This is a genomic window from Acinetobacter sp. 1000160 (assembly GCF_000588715.1).
In the GTDB taxonomy this organism is placed as follows: Bacteria; Pseudomonadota; Gammaproteobacteria; order Pseudomonadales; family Moraxellaceae; genus Acinetobacter; species Acinetobacter courvalinii.
Window position 1 is genome coordinate 414,507 of the sequence record NZ_JFWP02000002.1, and the last position, 15,364, is coordinate 429,870.

Consider the following 15,364-nt stretch of genomic DNA (forward strand, 5'->3'; position numbering starts at 1 on the left):
GGTTGATCCTTCATTGATCTTCTTCAACCAAGCTGTTGTTGAATATCGATGAAGGAGGCAAGTTTGGTCAGGAAACTGATGGCGCTACGGGTATAATTTTTTGCTTCAGGATGTCCATAAATGCTTTTAACACCATATTGTAATTTTTGCCTTTATGGGTAATCAGGCAGATTGGGGTGCTATGATGGATGACTTGTTGCAGAATCGGTTGCATAAAACCATCATCGACCCATTTCTTGGCATAGTGATCGGGCAGGAAGCCGAGAAATTTCCCGGTCAGGATCATAAAAGCAATGCCTTCACGGTCACTGGCGGTGGCTGAACAGTCCAGAAGTTGATGTAGTTTAGATGCTTCTGCGGTTATCGCATAATTTGGCAGCACCGCTTGCCAGTTATTCAGATCCTTCGATTTGATTTCATCCAGATGATTAAACAAAGGATGATTTTTGCCGCAATACAGAAATGACTTTTCTTCATATAAATGCAAATAATCCAGTCCAGACAATGGCGTCACCAGAGGAATCACACCCGCGTGTAAACGGTTGTCCAGTACCCGGCATTCGATATCGGAAAGGGTGCTCATACTGATATTAATCACCACTTCTGCATTTTCTTCCGCAAGTTGGGCCAGTGTATTGGTGATATACAGACTGGGCATGGTCACCAGATTATTAATAATCCCGATATTAAATTCTCCCTTGAGCTGGTTGTGCATCTGGTTGATTTTGGCACGGAAGTCTTCAATCGAAGCCGTTAGAACTTCGATATATTCCAAAATTTCCCGTCCTTCGTCGGTGAGGGCAAAGCCCGCACGGCCACGCTGACATAGCCGGATGCCTAGGCGATTTTCCAGATCACTCATGTGCAGACTGATGGCTGAGCGACTAATCCCAAGAATACTTTCAGCGGAACTAAAACTATGGCAGTCACAAACCGTTTTAAATATCTTAAGAAGTTTTATATCAAAATCAGTCACTTGATTTAATTTTTTCGGTTTCATTTAGTTTTGCTTTTTTATATCTAAACTCAAGACAATTTGAATTTATCAAAACTATTTGGCTCTGTACACTCCAGAGATAACCACAAAACAAGAAGAGTGATTATGTTTGATATCGATACCGCAAATGACCGTGATGAAGCATTGGAAGCAACATCACCAAGCGCCCAGATGAACCTCAATTATCAAGCACACTGGATGCCATTTTCTGCCAACCGTAACTTCCATAAAGACCCCCGTATCATTGTGGGAGCAAAAGGCGCCTATTTAATGGATAGCACAGGCCGTGAAGTCTATGACTCCTTGTCTGGGTTATGGACATGTGGGGCAGGGCATACTTTGCCGGAAATCCAGCAGGCGGTGAGCCAGCAGTTATCAAAACTGGATTTTTCTCCTGGCTTCCAGTTTGGGCATCCCTTGTCGTTTCAACTGGCAGAAAAAATTATTCAGCACATGCCTGAAAAATTACAACATGTGTTTTTTACGGATTCTGGATCGGAATCAGCTGATACTGCAATCAAGATGGCGCGTGCCTATTGGCGGATTAAGGGGAAACCCAGCAAGACCAAACTGATTGGCCGTGCTCGCGGTTACCATGGCGTCAATGTCGCAGGAACCAGCCTGGGCGGGATCGGTGGCAACCGTAAAATGTTTGGTCAGTTGATGGATGTGGATCATTTGCCCCATACCTTGCAACCCGATTTGAGTTTTACCAAAGGCTGTGCAGAAACAGGCGGGATTGAGCTGGCAGATGAACTGCTCAAGTTGATCGAATTACATGACGCATCCAATATTGCGGCTGTCATTGTTGAACCTGTATCAGGATCTGCAGGCTGTATTGTGCCACCCACAGGTTATTTAAAACGACTTCGGGAAATCTGTGACCAGCACGATATCTTGTTGATTTTTGATGAGGTGATTACCGGCTTTGGTCGTATGGGGAAATGGACCGCAGCCGAGTATTTTGGTGTCGCCCCCGATATTTTAAATTTTGCCAAACAGATTACCAATGGTGCAATTCCACTCGGTGGCGTTGTGGCAAGTCATGACATCTATGACGCGTTCATGCAGCAAGATTTACCTGAGCATGCGGTTGAGTTCACCCATGGTTATACCTATTCCGCACATCCGGTCGCCTGTGCAGCAGCTTTAGCCACACTGGATGTATTGGAAAAACAGAATTTATTGGCGCAATCTGCGGCATTGGCACCAAGCTTTGAAACGCTACTACACGAATTAAAAGGTGCACCACATATTCTGGATATCCGTAATTGTGGACTGATTGGTGCTGTGCAACTGGCGCCACGCGATGGTGATGCCACGATCCGAGGTTTTGAACTTGGAATGAAACTTTGGAAAGCCGGTTTCTTTGTCCGTTTTGGCGGAGATACCTTACAGTTTGGCCCAATGTTTAATAGCACCGAGGCGCAATTATCAAGATTGATGAATGCGGTTGGCGATGCCCTTTATCAGGTGAAATAAATTCAATTTTTAACTCAAAAGCATATCAATCGGAAGACATGATCCCATACAAGGAATAAGAGATGAATAACTTAGAACATTTTTCAAGTGAAACGACGCAAAGCCATGACGGTCAAGCAGCACAGGCAACGCAGGTGCTTGGACATTTTATCAATGGAAAGGTGGTGTCCAAGTCTGCCAAAAGACAGCCTGTTTATAATCCGGCAACGGGTGAAATCAGTAAAGTGGTTGAAATTGCAGATTCTCAAACGGTCAATGACGTGGTTCACGTGGCAGAGCAGGCTTTTCCGGCATGGCGTGACACACCGGTGATCAAGCGTGCGCGCGTGATGTTTAAGTTCAAACAGTTACTGGAAGAAAATGCTGAAAAAATCTGTGAATTGATTGGACAGGAGCATGGCAAGATTTCCCATGACGCGAAAGGGGAACTGCAACGCGGCATTGAAAATGTAGAATACGCCTGTGGTGCACCAGAGCTACTCAAAGGTGAATATTCAAAAAATGTCGGGCCAGATATTGATTCGTGGAGTGAATTTCAGCCATTAGGTGTAGTTGCAGGTATTACCCCATTTAATTTCCCCGCAATGGTGGCGTTGTGGATGTTCCCGATGGCGCTGGTCTGTGGAAACTGCTTTGTACTGAAGCCATCAGAAAAAGCGCCGTCAGTCGTCTTATTCCTGGCTGAATTACTAAAACAGGCGGGCTTACCCGATGGGGGATTTAATGTCGTCAATGGCGACAAAGAAGCGGTTGATACCTTATTGAACCATCCAAAAATTCAGGCGGTCAGTTTTGTCGGTTCAACCCCTATTGCTGAATATATCTATCGTACAGCTACCGCAGCAGGCAAGCGTTGTCAGGCCTTGGGCGGTGCAAAAAACCATGCCATTATTATGCCCGATGCAGATATTGATAATGTGGTAACTTCATTATTAGGTGCTGCCTTTGGTTCTTCTGGTGAGCGTTGTATGGCGCTTTCAGTCGCCGTGGCGATTGGTGATGAAGTCGCAGATATTGTGATTGAGAAGCTGACCCAGGAAATGCACAAATTGAAATTCGGGCATTATGCCGATAGCAATAATGATTTTGGCCCCTTGATCACGCAAGCCCATAAAGATAAGGTGCAAGCCTATATTCAGAGTGCAGAACAGCAAGGTGCCAAAATTGTGGTTGATGGTCGTGATGCCAAACCTGCCGGTTATGAAAATGGTTTCTTTGTCGGGCCGACCTTGATTGATCAGGTCACCCCGAAGATGACCAGCTATCAACAGGAAATTTTTGGGCCAGTATTGCAAGTGATGCGGGTAGATACCATGCAGCAAGCCATGCAACTGATCAATGAGCATGAATATGGTAACGGGACCTGCATCTATACCCGTGATGGTGAAGCCGCCCGTTATTTTAGCAGTCATATCCAGGTTGGTATGGTCGGGATCAATGTGCCTTTACCCGTGCCGGTGGCCTATCATAGCTTTGGTGGCTGGAAGCGTTCATTATTTGGTGATCTGCATGCCTATGGCCCGGATGGCGTGCGTTTCTATACCCGTCGCAAAACCATTACCCAACGCTGGCCTTCTGCGCAAGTCCGTGAAGCCAAACAGTTCGCGATGCCAACTTTAAATTAATTTTTGCATCAAGGGAAAACCTGAGTTTTCCCTTTTTCTTTGGATAGGAATTAAAACATGTCGTGAACCAACCCAAATTATTTTAAGGAATAAAATATGGATAGCGTTAAAACAAAAAAATTAGGCGAAGGACTTTCAAATCGCCACATTACAATGATTAGTATCGGCGGTGTGATTGGTGCAGGTTTATTTGTCGGTTCATCGGCGGCGATTGCCAAGGCAGGCCCTGCAGTGATTCTGGCCTACCTGACCACCAGCATCATGGTGTTTCTGGTGATGCGTATGCTCGGAGAAATGGCGGTATTGGAACCCGATACCGGTTCATTTTCAACTTATGCACGTAAGGCGATAGGTCCCTGGGCAGGATTTACGATTGGCTGGTTATATTGGTGGTTCTGGGTATTGGCGATTCCTGTCGAAGCGATTGCGGGTGCGCAAATTTTATATTCATGGTTTCCTTATTTTTCGGTTTCCACTTATGCCTTCTGTTTTATCGTTTTTTTGAGTCTGGCCAACTTTTTCAGTACCAAAAGTTTTGGTGAATTTGAGTTCTGGTTCTCTTTAATCAAAGTGGTTGCCATTATTGGATTTATTATCATTGGTATATTGGCGATTTCCGGATTCTGGCCTTTAGCGCAAAATGTCAGCGGTGTTGCCAATTTATACAACAATTCGGGATTCATGCCACATGGCGTTGGCGGCATTTTAGCCGCAATCCTGATTACGGCATTTTCATTTTTCGGTGTGGAGATTGTGTCGATTGCAGCAGCAGAATCATCTAATCCGCAACAGAAAATAAGACGGGCCACTAATCTGGTGCTATACCGTATTATCCTATTCTTTGTGGTCTCCATGTTTATTGCGGTTGCCTTGGTCGACTGGCGCTCGCCAGACTTGCAAAAGTATGGCACTTTCCAGTATGTCCTGATGAGCCTGAATGTTCCCGGAACTAAATTTATTATTGATGCGGTCGTATTTATTGCAGTCGCAAGCTGTATGAATGCGGCGATCTATACCTCATCCCGTATGTTATTCCGTTTAGGTACCCGTCATGAAGCACCGAGCAAAGTTACCCATATCAATTACGCGGGTGTACCTGCAGTTGCGGTGTTCTCCTCAACATTTATTGGCCTCATTTGTTGTGTCATCAATTATGCATTTCCAGGCAAGGTGTTCGGGTTGTTACTCTCCAGTACCGGTTCAATTGCCTTACTGGTCTATCTGGTGATTGCATTTTCACAACTACGCCTAAGAACAAAACTAGAAAAATCTGGCGTGGAAGTGCCATTTAAAATGTGGTTATTTCCGTGGCTAACCTGGTTTGTGATCCTTATTATCCTGAGTGTATTGGCTTATATGTTTTTTTCACCGCAGTATAGTTATGAAACCACCTTATCCTTGAGTGTCACCATAGGCGTGGTGATTTGTGGACTGATTGTGACCCGAAAGAAGAAAACCACTAGAACTGTGGTGATGCATCTGGATGGATAGCAATAGAAGCAAAATAGAACCTTGTCTTGATCGGCTAAGGTTCTATTTTTATATAGAAATGAATTAACTGGGGGCAGGGAATAATAATATTAAACGGCTGAATGATTAGAAATATTGTCTTGCAAACATACGGCACTCGGCGATCAGGGCCAGCAGATTTGGATCGCGCTCTTTACTTTTAAGAAACACCAGACCAATTTCCTGTTTGATCTGATAAGGGGCCTGTAGTGGAATAAGTTTGACCGAGCTTTCATAAATTGTTGAGATGCGCCCCGGCAACAGGGCCAAGCCTACACCCGTGCTGACCATACTGATCAAGGTAAAAATATCACTGACTTGTAAAAACACTTTGGGATCGATGCCAGCCTTTTCAAACAAAATGTCCGAATCATTGCGCGTTGCAAAGCCTTGTGAAAGGGTTAAAAATTTTTCGTCTTTCAAGCTGCTCAGGTCGATATTGTCCAGGGTCGCCAATGCAGAGTTTTTATTGACAGCCAAATAAATATTGTCCTGAAACATCGGCAGTTTTTCAAAATCAGCATCGCAGGTGGTGTCATTTAGCGCTACAATGATGGCATCCAGTTCGGTCGATTTCAGTTTCTTGACCAGATCCAGATTTGAGCTGAGCAGCAACTGGATGTCCAGTTCACCTCGTCTTAATTTCAATCCGCTAATAACATTGGGAATGGTATTGACCGTCAAGGAATAGAGTGAACCCAGTTTTAAAATTTTTGCAGCAAAGCCTGCCGCTTCACGGGTTTTATTGACAGCATTGAGCAGGTCCTGGACCAGTTGTTGCGAATGCTCCTGTAACACGTAGGCACTTTTCAGGGGGATCAGGTTTCGTCCTTCATTTTTAAATAAAGGACAACCCAGAGAACTTTCCAGTGAATGCAGGGCCTTATGCACACTGACATTACTGATTTGCACTTCATCCGCAGTTTTTGACAAGTTGCCATGGCGCATAAACGCTAAAAAAATCTGGATTTTTTTCAGGGTCAGTTCTTCTTCTATTTTCATGCGCACATCTAGATTAAAATAATGAAAACAATTGTATAGACTTAATGACAGGCTTGGGTAGCTGGATTGTTTCTTATTGAAAAGCGGATACAGCTTGCGCAAAAAACCTGTTTTAGAAATATAACCCGATCGCTCAGCTGAATTTTAAGGGACTATGCTTTAAAGCGGGAACAATACTGACTGGATGTGCCAGTATTGTCCTGAGACTCTACTGATTCAGGTAATTCGTTACGGCATTAAAGAACAGGGCATTTTCATTTTCAATCTCTGCCGATGGACGGGCAGAATCCCAGGCACTCCATTGCACCATCACAATATTATTTTTAGGATTAATCGCCATGCGTTGCCCGAATATACCGCGTCCCCAGAAGGTCGCATCCATATTTTTCGAGCTTAAGGGGGTGTCTGAGGTTGGATGATAATTCCACCATTGATAGCCGTATTGACCTTTAGGATATTCAGGCGTGACCGAATTACGGGCTTGAGTCCAGTGGCTTAAATCTTTGAGCCATTGATCCGGAAGCAGTTTTTCTCCATTGGATAAGCGTCCTTCCTGGGAAACAAAAAGTGCAAATCTTGCGTAATCCCTTAAGGTTGCATTGAAGCCATGGCCTCCCATGTCCGTCACATTACGTTGGTAGGAGTGCCATACACCTTCACGTTCCATGCCTGCTTTTTTCCATAGATTGTCCTGTAAATAGGCAGCAATATTTTGTCCTGTCGCAGCTTCCAGTACTTTACCGACCAGCCATGCACTGCCGGTATTGTAAGACCAGACTTCGCCAGGCTTATGTTTTGCTTTTACATTTTTGACTAGCTGATAGACACATGGATCAGGCTGTGCTTGAGCTTCACAATAAGTCATATGTGCAAAATCGGAGTCTGGATCGGTATAGTCTTCATTCCATTCTACTCCAGAGGCATGTTGCAGCAGTTGCTTTAAGGTCACATGTTGCCATGCGGTTCCTTGTAAATCAGGAAGATATTTGATAATCGGATCATCAATGGAATGGATTTTACCCTGTTTAATGGCGATACCGATTAAAGTTGAAACCACAGACTTACCAATTGAGCGCGATGTCCATAAGGTGGTCGGGGTGTTGCCATGACCATAATATTCCAAGGCAATTTTGCCGTCTTTTAAAATAATCAGACCGGTTACATTCTGATTTTTCAGATAAGCATCGAGGTTGTATTTTTTGTTATTTACGCTATAGCTGATCGTATTTTCTTTAATGTCCAAATCGCTTTTCGGAAGAGCAAGAATATGCTTGGGATCAGGACGAAACACACTGCCATCATATAAACGATAGGTATTTCTGAAACCAACGATTCTGTCTGCTGCTGTCCAGGAGAGCATATCATGTGCGGGAGGTAATTGTGCATCTACAGGCGATGGACAGTCTTTTAAACCCAGACTTTTACAATCATATTGAGCAAAAGTATGACTTGTCATAAATAATGTTCCTAAAATAATTCCGGTCTTCATTAATTTCATATTTTTATTCCTTGCGTAAATCTATACGGCATTTCCATAGCTTTTAAATATTGATCCAGGTTTTATAAGATTTAAAATTCTATACATTTTTACAATATATTGAATGCAATAGAGTGATGCTTAAATAAATCTCCTGTACTTAATTCATTCTTTTAAGATATTTTTTTAGAATAGACGAATCAATAAATGATACTGCTTAAATATTAACTTTAAGTTAACATTTAAAATAAGCTGAAAAAACTAAGGAGGATTGAAAAAATCCCCCAACGAATTAAAAAATTATTTTCTTATAAATAAATAAGACTTCAAGTGCGACTGCAAGGATAAATGTAATTAAAAAAGGAAAGTAATGTGTGCCTAGCGTTTCTAATAAAATCCCGCCAATAATTCCACTACAGGCAAATGAGAGGTTAAATACCGTGACCAATAATGACTGGGCAATATCTGCGTTTTCCTGAGCAGCATTGGCTAATACGGTTTGTAATAAGGTAGGTGCACCACTAAAGCTTAGTCCCCAAATTACAGTAAATACAGTAAAAAGCATTAAACCAAGATGGTTGAAACTGAGACTGAGTAAAACTGAAATGATTAAGAATGTAGTGAGACTAATGAAGATCAGCTTTTTTAGATGTTGATCAACCAGCAAACCAATCAGCCAGATTCCGAGTAAGGTCGACAGTCCAAACACCAGCAGGATAAAATCAATCTGCGTTTTTAAGCCAAGGTCTGTAAGTAATGGGGTGATATAGGTATAGAGCAGATAATGCGAAAGAATCCAGGCCATGACCAGAAATAAAATCGGGCGTACGCCGGGCATGGTAAACACGGTTTTTAATGCGACAGAACGCTGACTGGTGTTTTTATGATAATTCGGAACTTTAAAAAATACCCACACTGTCAACAACAGTGCAGTGATGGATAAAATAATAAAGATATTACGCCAACCAATAAAAGCACTTAACCAGGCACTGAGCGGTACGCCTAAGGCTAAAGCCAAAGGGATTCCCAACATGGCAATGGCCAAGGCACGGCCCTGTAAATGAGGAGGTGCCATACTGCGTGCATAGGTTGCCAGAATGCTCCATACCAGTCCTGTTGCCAGTCCGATAATAAAGCGTAAGCACAAAACAAAAATGAAATGAGTAGATAAGGCAGTGAGCAGATTACACACTGAAAAGGTGATTAAGCTGATCAGTAATAAATTACGCTGCGGGTATTTTTTGGTCAGCACCGTCAACGGAATCGCTGCGATTCCTGTACCTAATGCGCAAAGGGTTACGGTTTGGCCAGCCCAGGCTTCACTGGTCACGAAACCTGTCGCAATCTGGTCCAGTAAACCTGCGGGAATGGTTTCATTGGCTGTGGCCAGAAAACTGGCTAAGGTCAATGCCAGTAATTGTAGCAAAGGAAGCCTTTCCGGGCTTGCTATTGTATTGGCAGTAGGCATGAGGCATTCGGTTTGTTGTTTCATAAATCAAATACAAATATTGGTTGATATTAGTTTGATTGATTGAGTTCGATTTGATAATGTCTTTATTCATTGAGTAACTTTCTAATCTAAGTTTAAAATGGCAACTGATCGTTTAGGTGATATGCGGCTCTTTGTAGAGGCAACCGAATTAAAAAGTCTGTCTGCGGCCGGGCGTAAGATGGGAATTTCTCCCGCTGCTGCCAGTGCCAGACTGATCAAGCTGGAATCGTCACTTGAGGCTAAGTTATTTGATCGGACAACCCGTAGCTTAAGGCTAACCGATGAAGGGCAGGTTTTTTTAAGATATTGTAAAATTGCCTTACAAGCCATTGATGATGCCGAAATGGCCTTGCAGGATAAACAATCTGCTGTTAAAGGAAAGATCCGGATTTCGGCCTCAGTCGATTTAGGGCGTAATTTAATTAGTCACTGGATTGAAGAGTTTAGTGCAATTTATCCGGATCTCAGTATTGCTTTGACTTTGACCGATTCAAATTCGAATCTGATCCATGACGATATCGATATTGCGATCAGATTTGGCTTACCCGACAATGACTTGCTGGTGGCACGTTATCTGGCACCCAACTGGCGGGTACTTTGCGCATCACCTGCCTATTTGGAAAAATATGGAATCCCTGAACGTCCTTCGGATCTGGTAAAACATAAATTCATTGTACTGACCACAGAAAATGGCCCCTTGAATGAATATTATTTTAATTTTGATCAGCAAAACTTAAAATATACTGTACATATGGAGACCGCGTGGGAAACCAATGACAGTGTTCAGGCCAGAATGTGGGCACTGGCGGGGCATGGTATTACACGGAAAATTATCTGGGATGTCGCTTCAGATCTGAAAAAAGGAAATCTACAAGCGATTTTGACCCAAGGTATTATACAGGAAGCCGGAATCTATGCGGTTATGCATAAGAACAAATATATCGCACCAAGAATCCGCTTCTTTCTGGATTTCCTGATTAAAAAATTTGAAGTATTGGCCCCTAATATTTTAAACCAGCTCCCACCGCCTAAAAGTTGATATAGATTAATGTAATGGACGTGCATAACCTAGGCTACTTTTTTGCTCGCGGATATAATCTCGGGGATTTTTACCGGTCCAGCCCCTGAAAGCTCTAGAAAAAGCATTGATATGGCTATAGCCAAGAATATCCGAGATTTCCTGAATACTTTTATTGGAAGAAATCAATTGCTTGGTCAGCGCAAATTTTTTGGTCTGTATCAATGAAGAAAAGCTGGTATTGGCAAGCATCAGTTCTCTCTTGAGCACTCTTTCAGAAACCCGCAGTTTTCTGGCTGTATCGGTGAGTGTCGGAAAACCCTCATGTGGCACCAGTCTGATATTTTTGTTGACTAGGGACACAATTTGATTTTCCTGATCTTGAGAAATTAAATACTCTTCTTTGACATGATGAATGGCAAAACTATAAGCTGATTTACAGCTGAATTTAAGCGGTAAATCCATACATTTAAGATCAAAAATAATCTGGTTTTTTTCCTGATTGAATTTAAATGGAGGGAGCCGTTTTTCAAATCCAGAATGATAATGATTTTTTCCCCACTTGACCTGTATCTGCAAGCCGGAAATTTCATAGTCCCTAATTTCTTTAAGATTGGTGATTATGTTTACCATCGCTGCTTCTGTTAAGAACTGGCTAATCGTTTCTTGTTTTTCTAACTCCATTTCTTTGGCAAGTTGATAAAGTGGTTGGATGGATAGGATGACTTTATCATTTTGATTATGGATGTTCAGTTCCATCTTATGCAGACGGATATTAAAATATTTTTTTAGATCAAGAATCACATTACCCAATGTATCATTCGAAAGCATGGCAAAGCCTAATGTTTCATGTGAGGTAACACGACAATTCAGGCCAAACCTGTAGCCAATACCTGTATCTGGGACCAGCTCGAGAAGCGAAGAAATGATCTTGATCCAGTCACTAAATTTAATTTTCTCAGGTAGATGCTGTTCATGAAAAAAGGATAAAGGAAGTTGGCTTTTCTTTATAAGATCCTGTTTTGAAATACGAAATTCCGCAGCAGTATCAAGCAGGATATTTAGATAGTTACTGTGAATCATCAATGTCTGTTCTTTCATAGCGGGTCATATTAGCCAACAAGGGCAAATAATTTAAAAAAATTGTTTTTATTCTAATTTTGCTATTCTAAGTTGATAATATGCCCTGAAATTGAATCACTTTCAAATTTGGATTGTATAATCCATCATTTCTCCCCAGTGTTTTACGCCTTGTGATTAAGCTGTAAAGTTTTAATGAAATATCCATTTTCCCTTTTTTGAGTCGCTATGATGCAGTTTCCATAAGTCTCTCTTATGGTCTAAATTTGAAGGAAACTGGAATGAAAAAATTGATCAAAACCGCTATCGTAACAAGCAGCATGATTGTTTCTGTCTCGGCTTTTGCTCATGTCGGCGCACATGTGAATGGTTCAGCTCAGGCAAATGTTGATACTGGTCATTTGGTAAATGGTGTTGCTAGTGCAGTAAAAAATACCGGGAAAAATACAGTGAATGCCGGTGTGGGGGTGGCTCAAAAAACGTTGGGTACTGCGATCAATCACGGAACCGGTATTGCCCGTCAAACTGGCGAAACCGTAAAAAATGCACAAGGGGCAGTCAATGGTTCAGCCCAAGTGAATGTTAATGCCAATGGTTCGGCTAACGGTGCAGTTAACGCCGCTCAGACGGTACAAAATGCAGCGAATACCTCAATGCAAGCAGGCTCACAGCATGCTCAACAGACTGTGAATGCAGCCACTCAGGCAGGTTCAAATGCGATTACTCACAGTAAAAATGCCATCAGCAACGCCAAAGAATATGGCGCTGGTACAGTTAAAGCCGCTGGAAAAGTGAGTTCAGATACACAAGCAAGTCTGACTAAAAAAGTCAGCACTCAAAAAAACAAGATCAAAAAAATTAAATCGAATACACAGGCTCGCTTGAAGTCGCAAATGAATGGTCAATTGAAGGCTTCGGCAAAAGGACAGAGTCAGTCAGGTGCGAATGCAAAACTCGGTGTAAGTGCAAATACGAAAACCAAGACATCCGCAAGCGTTCATTAATTTTATGATACAAGGAGCCTTACACAAGGCTCCTTGTTGCTTGTGCACATGCTCAAGTCGACATCTAGCCTCGGCTAAATTTTTCCAGCACAGTATAAATTGGATTCGATTCATTTTTTTTAAAATCAATAGCTTCTGTGAGATAGCACCCTGACTCAAGCTGTTTAATAATCAGCAGAATTCGATCTGTGCCAAACAGGGGATTTATTTCCATATTGTTCCAACGTCGATTCATACACTTTAAATAAACCAAATACACTGTTTGCTGTACGGTTTTTATTTTTTCAATCTTATATTGATACTGATCATTGTTAAAATCATCTAGAAAGTTAAAAATCATATTTTTACTTTGCGGTACAGTCTTGGTGAGATAGTTAAAATCATCGGCGAAACAATCTTCTGCTGCAACATAGCTGGTTGTTTTTAAATGCATCAACTTTTCTACGAATGCTCTGATTGGCTCTAATGTATTTACTTTTTTCATCATTTATTTATATCTAGGTTAGTAGATTTTTTAAAGATAGTTTCTTTGTATACTGTAATTTTCTGCTTATTTCCATACTTGGCCTTTTATGGTTATTTTTATTGACTAATTTGTTTTAAATTTTATTTGAGAATTTTAAAAGTAGATAATGTTAAATATTAGTGTTTATTGTGTTTAATTTAACCCTGAACTTTTTATTATTATAATTTTATTTTTATTGAGTTGATAATGAGAAAGTGGATTTGTAAAAAATGTGGACTCTATAAAAAAATTAATGCAAATGAGATAAAAGTTGGCAGAAAGGTTTATTTTATTAAGCTTAGTAATGATGTGCATAGGTTGAATAAGAAAGAAATAGATAGAGGCGTAGTTTTGAGCCGAAATGATCATACTTTAGTTATTTTGAGTAATAATCTCTTATTTGTCGTTAATGATACCGATGTCTACCCGGAAGATGCTCCCGTATATTTTGTCTATAATATGTTTGGTACATGTGAGTGTTAATTTTTATTTAAAATCAACTATTTTAAAAGAGAATGGCACACATCGTTAAATTATAAAATGAGAGTCAAGATATCTTTTTATCGCTTCTCTATGGTTGAGCACTTAGCTTTGTTCTTATACAGGTTTTACAGATGTAAACAACCATGTTGCAGATGGAACTTGATGAAAAAGATCGATCTGGTTTGACATGCTGTTTTATGCCTCGTCGGGCTTTAACAAAAGAATGAGCTATTTCTAGAATTTTTATGTGCGATTGCAGAGAACAACGATGCCGAAATATATTGAGATGAAGCAACAGATAAATGCACCTTTAGATCTGGTTTTTCCAATTTTTTGCAGACATAGAATATTTGATACGATTCTATGGCCACTCAATTCCGTGGTGGTAAAAATTGCTGAAGATTCGGAGAATAAAGATGGGGTGGGTTCAAGAAGAAGAATGGGTCTAGGGCCTGTTCGGTTTATGCAGGAAGAAACTACTAAAATTATTCCTAATCAGTTGATTGAATATCAAATGTTAAAAAATCCTATGTTTTCTTTCCATTTGGGTCGTCTGGAGTTTGAAGAGAAAGAAGGTATTACCTATCTGAACTATAGCATTTGGTTACAAAGCAAAATCCCTTTAATGGCAACAGTGGTTTTGGCCCAACTCAAGTGGTCAGCCACACGTGGACTAAAACAAATTGCAACAAAAATTGATCAATACAAGCCTCAATGATCATCGTAAGTAGCGGTGATATTTAGGTATATTCTCTATTGGAATAATCGCATTCTGTGGCAAAAACCGATTCAAGTTCTACGCCGCAGAATGCACAGCCCGCCATCAGACGTTCACCATCCAATAGAAAGGGAAAATAATGGATCTCAGCAATAAGACAATTATAATTACTGGTTCTTCCAGTGGAATTGGTGAAGAAGCGGCAATTCAACTGGCACAAGCAGGTGCAAAAGTTTGCCTTATTGCACGGCGTGCTGAAGAATTACAACGTATTCAAAAGGCGATTCAGGCGCAATCGGGGCAGGTCTTTATTTATCCGGCCGATATTACCGATCCAGCACAGTTAAAAACCTGTGTCACCTTGATTTTGGCCGAGCATCAAAAGATTGATGTGCTGGTCAATAATGCAGCGCGATCAATCCGACGTCCTATACTCGAGTCACTTGATCGTTTACATGATTATGAACGCACCATGCAGATTAATTATTTTGCTGCGGTGAATATGACCCTGCATATATTGCCGCATTTTCTGGAAAATGGTGCAGGACATATCGTGAATATTTCGACCATGTCAACGCAAGTTCCTATTCCTTTGTTTTCGGCCTATCTGGCCAGTAAATCCGCGCTAGAATCTTTTTCCCGCTCTTTGTCAATGGAGCTTAAGGACAAGGGAATTGATGTCAGCATTGTGTATTTTCCGATGGTTAGAACACCGATGTCTTCTAAAACAGCAATTTATAAACATATGAAAATGCTGGATACAGCAACGGCAGCAGGATGGATTGTGAAAGCGATTACTGAAAAATCCTATCGTGTTAGCAGCAAGACCGGGTTGGTGGCCAATGCACTGTTAAATACCGTACCGACCTGGATGATGAACCTGTCCAGACCACTGTTTCAGCGCATGGATAAACGTTTAAAAAATAAATTGGAAGCAGATCTTTAAGCCAAAACCAGAACTTGGCAATTCAG

General features: G+C 41.3%; 14 protein-coding genes. 8 read left to right on the top strand and 6 right to left on the bottom strand.

Annotated elements, in window-relative coordinates; all coding sequences use genetic code 11:
• Positions 1-67: 67 nt before the first annotated feature.
• On the bottom strand, positions 68-1,000 hold the full coding sequence (locus J699_RS13025; protein ID WP_032882763.1) for a LysR family transcriptional regulator: 933 nt from the start codon (positions 998-1,000) through the stop codon (positions 68-70).
• Between the two features lie 96 nt (positions 1,001-1,096).
• Between J699_RS13025 and J699_RS13020 the strand changes: the two genes are divergently transcribed.
• From J699_RS13020 to J699_RS13010, 3 genes are all read left to right on the top strand, one after another.
• Positions 1,097-2,479, top strand: coding sequence for an aspartate aminotransferase family protein (locus J699_RS13020; protein ID WP_165569289.1), 1,383 nt, complete (start codon positions 1,097-1,099; stop codon positions 2,477-2,479).
• A 62-nt stretch (positions 2,480-2,541) separates the two neighbouring features.
• Positions 2,542-4,104: a CoA-acylating methylmalonate-semialdehyde dehydrogenase gene (locus tag J699_RS13015; RefSeq protein WP_032866905.1), complete on the top strand. Its 1,563-nt coding sequence runs from the start codon at positions 2,542-2,544 to the stop codon at positions 4,102-4,104.
• Positions 4,105-4,200: 96 nt separating this feature from the next.
• Positions 4,201-5,595 (top strand): amino acid permease, encoded by a 1,395-nt coding sequence (locus J699_RS13010; protein WP_032866906.1) that lies wholly within the window; start codon positions 4,201-4,203, stop codon positions 5,593-5,595.
• Positions 5,596-5,700: 105 nt separating this feature from the next.
• Here J699_RS13010 and J699_RS13005 read toward each other — a convergent pair whose 3' ends face one another.
• The 3 genes from J699_RS13005 to J699_RS12995 form a co-directional block, all read right to left on the bottom strand.
• Positions 5,701-6,615, bottom strand: a complete 915-nt coding sequence (locus J699_RS13005) for a LysR family transcriptional regulator (RefSeq protein WP_032866908.1) — start codon at positions 6,613-6,615, stop codon at positions 5,701-5,703.
• A 208-nt stretch (positions 6,616-6,823) separates the two neighbouring features.
• Positions 6,824-8,113: a serine hydrolase domain-containing protein gene (locus J699_RS13000; RefSeq protein ID WP_032866910.1), complete on the bottom strand. Its 1,290-nt coding sequence runs from the start codon at positions 8,111-8,113 to the stop codon at positions 6,824-6,826.
• A gap of 271 nt (positions 8,114-8,384) precedes the next feature.
• Complete coding sequence (locus tag J699_RS12995; RefSeq protein WP_032866912.1) at positions 8,385-9,584, bottom strand: MFS transporter; 1,200 nt, start codon at positions 9,582-9,584, stop codon at positions 8,385-8,387.
• Positions 9,585-9,681: 97 nt separating this feature from the next.
• Here J699_RS12995 and J699_RS12990 point away from each other — a divergent pair, with 97 nt between their 5' ends.
• Positions 9,682-10,623: a LysR family transcriptional regulator gene (locus J699_RS12990; protein WP_032866914.1), complete on the top strand. Its 942-nt coding sequence runs from the start codon at positions 9,682-9,684 to the stop codon at positions 10,621-10,623.
• Between the two features lie 6 nt (positions 10,624-10,629).
• Here the strand turns inward: J699_RS12990 and J699_RS12985 are convergent, their stop codons facing one another.
• Positions 10,630-11,703 (bottom strand): AraC family transcriptional regulator, encoded by a 1,074-nt coding sequence (locus J699_RS12985; RefSeq protein ID WP_032882764.1) that lies wholly within the window; start codon positions 11,701-11,703, stop codon positions 10,630-10,632.
• A gap of 260 nt (positions 11,704-11,963) precedes the next feature.
• Here J699_RS12985 and J699_RS12980 point away from each other — a divergent pair, with 260 nt between their 5' ends.
• Positions 11,964-12,686: a hypothetical protein gene (locus J699_RS12980; RefSeq protein ID WP_032866918.1), complete on the top strand. Its 723-nt coding sequence runs from the start codon at positions 11,964-11,966 to the stop codon at positions 12,684-12,686.
• A gap of 64 nt (positions 12,687-12,750) precedes the next feature.
• Here the strand turns inward: J699_RS12980 and J699_RS12975 are convergent, their stop codons facing one another.
• Positions 12,751-13,173, bottom strand: coding sequence for a hypothetical protein (locus tag J699_RS12975; RefSeq protein ID WP_032866920.1), 423 nt, complete (start codon positions 13,171-13,173; stop codon positions 12,751-12,753).
• 225 nt (positions 13,174-13,398) lie between these two features.
• Between J699_RS12975 and J699_RS0218590 the strand changes: the two genes are divergently transcribed.
• The 3 genes from J699_RS0218590 (at position 13,399) to J699_RS12965 (ending at position 15,338) form a co-directional block, all read left to right on the top strand.
• The gene (locus tag J699_RS0218590) at positions 13,399-13,674 is read left to right on the top strand and encodes a hypothetical protein (protein ID WP_032866923.1); all 276 of its coding nucleotides are present in this window, start codon (positions 13,399-13,401) and stop codon (positions 13,672-13,674) included.
• Positions 13,675-13,942: 268 nt separating this feature from the next.
• Positions 13,943-14,392 (top strand): SRPBCC family protein, encoded by a 450-nt coding sequence (locus J699_RS12970; RefSeq protein ID WP_032866925.1) that lies wholly within the window; start codon positions 13,943-13,945, stop codon positions 14,390-14,392.
• Between the two features lie 139 nt (positions 14,393-14,531).
• Positions 14,532-15,338, top strand: a complete 807-nt coding sequence (locus tag J699_RS12965) for an SDR family NAD(P)-dependent oxidoreductase (RefSeq protein WP_032866928.1) — start codon at positions 14,532-14,534, stop codon at positions 15,336-15,338.
• Positions 15,339-15,364: the final 26 nt, after the last annotated feature.

Coding starts and splice junctions, on each gene's coding strand:
- J699_RS13025 (WP_032882763.1), bottom strand. CDS start 1,000: ATGAAACCGAAAAAATTAAATCAAGTGACTGATTTTGATATAAAACTT.
- J699_RS13015 (WP_032866905.1), top strand. CDS start 2,542: ATGAATAACTTAGAACATTTTTCAAGTGAAACGACGCAAAGCCATGAC.
- J699_RS13010 (WP_032866906.1), top strand. CDS start 4,201: ATGGATAGCGTTAAAACAAAAAAATTAGGCGAAGGACTTTCAAATCGC.
- J699_RS13005 (WP_032866908.1), bottom strand. CDS start 6,615: ATGAAAATAGAAGAAGAACTGACCCTGAAAAAAATCCAGATTTTTTTA.
- J699_RS13000 (WP_032866910.1), bottom strand. CDS start 8,113: ATGAAATTAATGAAGACCGGAATTATTTTAGGAACATTATTTATGACA.
- J699_RS12995 (WP_032866912.1), bottom strand. CDS start 9,584: ATGAAACAACAAACCGAATGCCTCATGCCTACTGCCAATACAATAGCA.
- J699_RS12990 (WP_032866914.1), top strand. CDS start 9,682: ATGGCAACTGATCGTTTAGGTGATATGCGGCTCTTTGTAGAGGCAACC.
- J699_RS12985 (WP_032882764.1), bottom strand. CDS start 11,703: ATGAAAGAACAGACATTGATGATTCACAGTAACTATCTAAATATCCTG.
- J699_RS12980 (WP_032866918.1), top strand. CDS start 11,964: ATGAAAAAATTGATCAAAACCGCTATCGTAACAAGCAGCATGATTGTT.
- J699_RS12975 (WP_032866920.1), bottom strand. CDS start 13,173: ATGATGAAAAAAGTAAATACATTAGAGCCAATCAGAGCATTCGTAGAA.
- J699_RS0218590 (WP_032866923.1), top strand. CDS start 13,399: ATGAGAAAGTGGATTTGTAAAAAATGTGGACTCTATAAAAAAATTAAT.
- J699_RS12970 (WP_032866925.1), top strand. CDS start 13,943: ATGCCGAAATATATTGAGATGAAGCAACAGATAAATGCACCTTTAGAT.
- J699_RS12965 (WP_032866928.1), top strand. CDS start 14,532: ATGGATCTCAGCAATAAGACAATTATAATTACTGGTTCTTCCAGTGGA.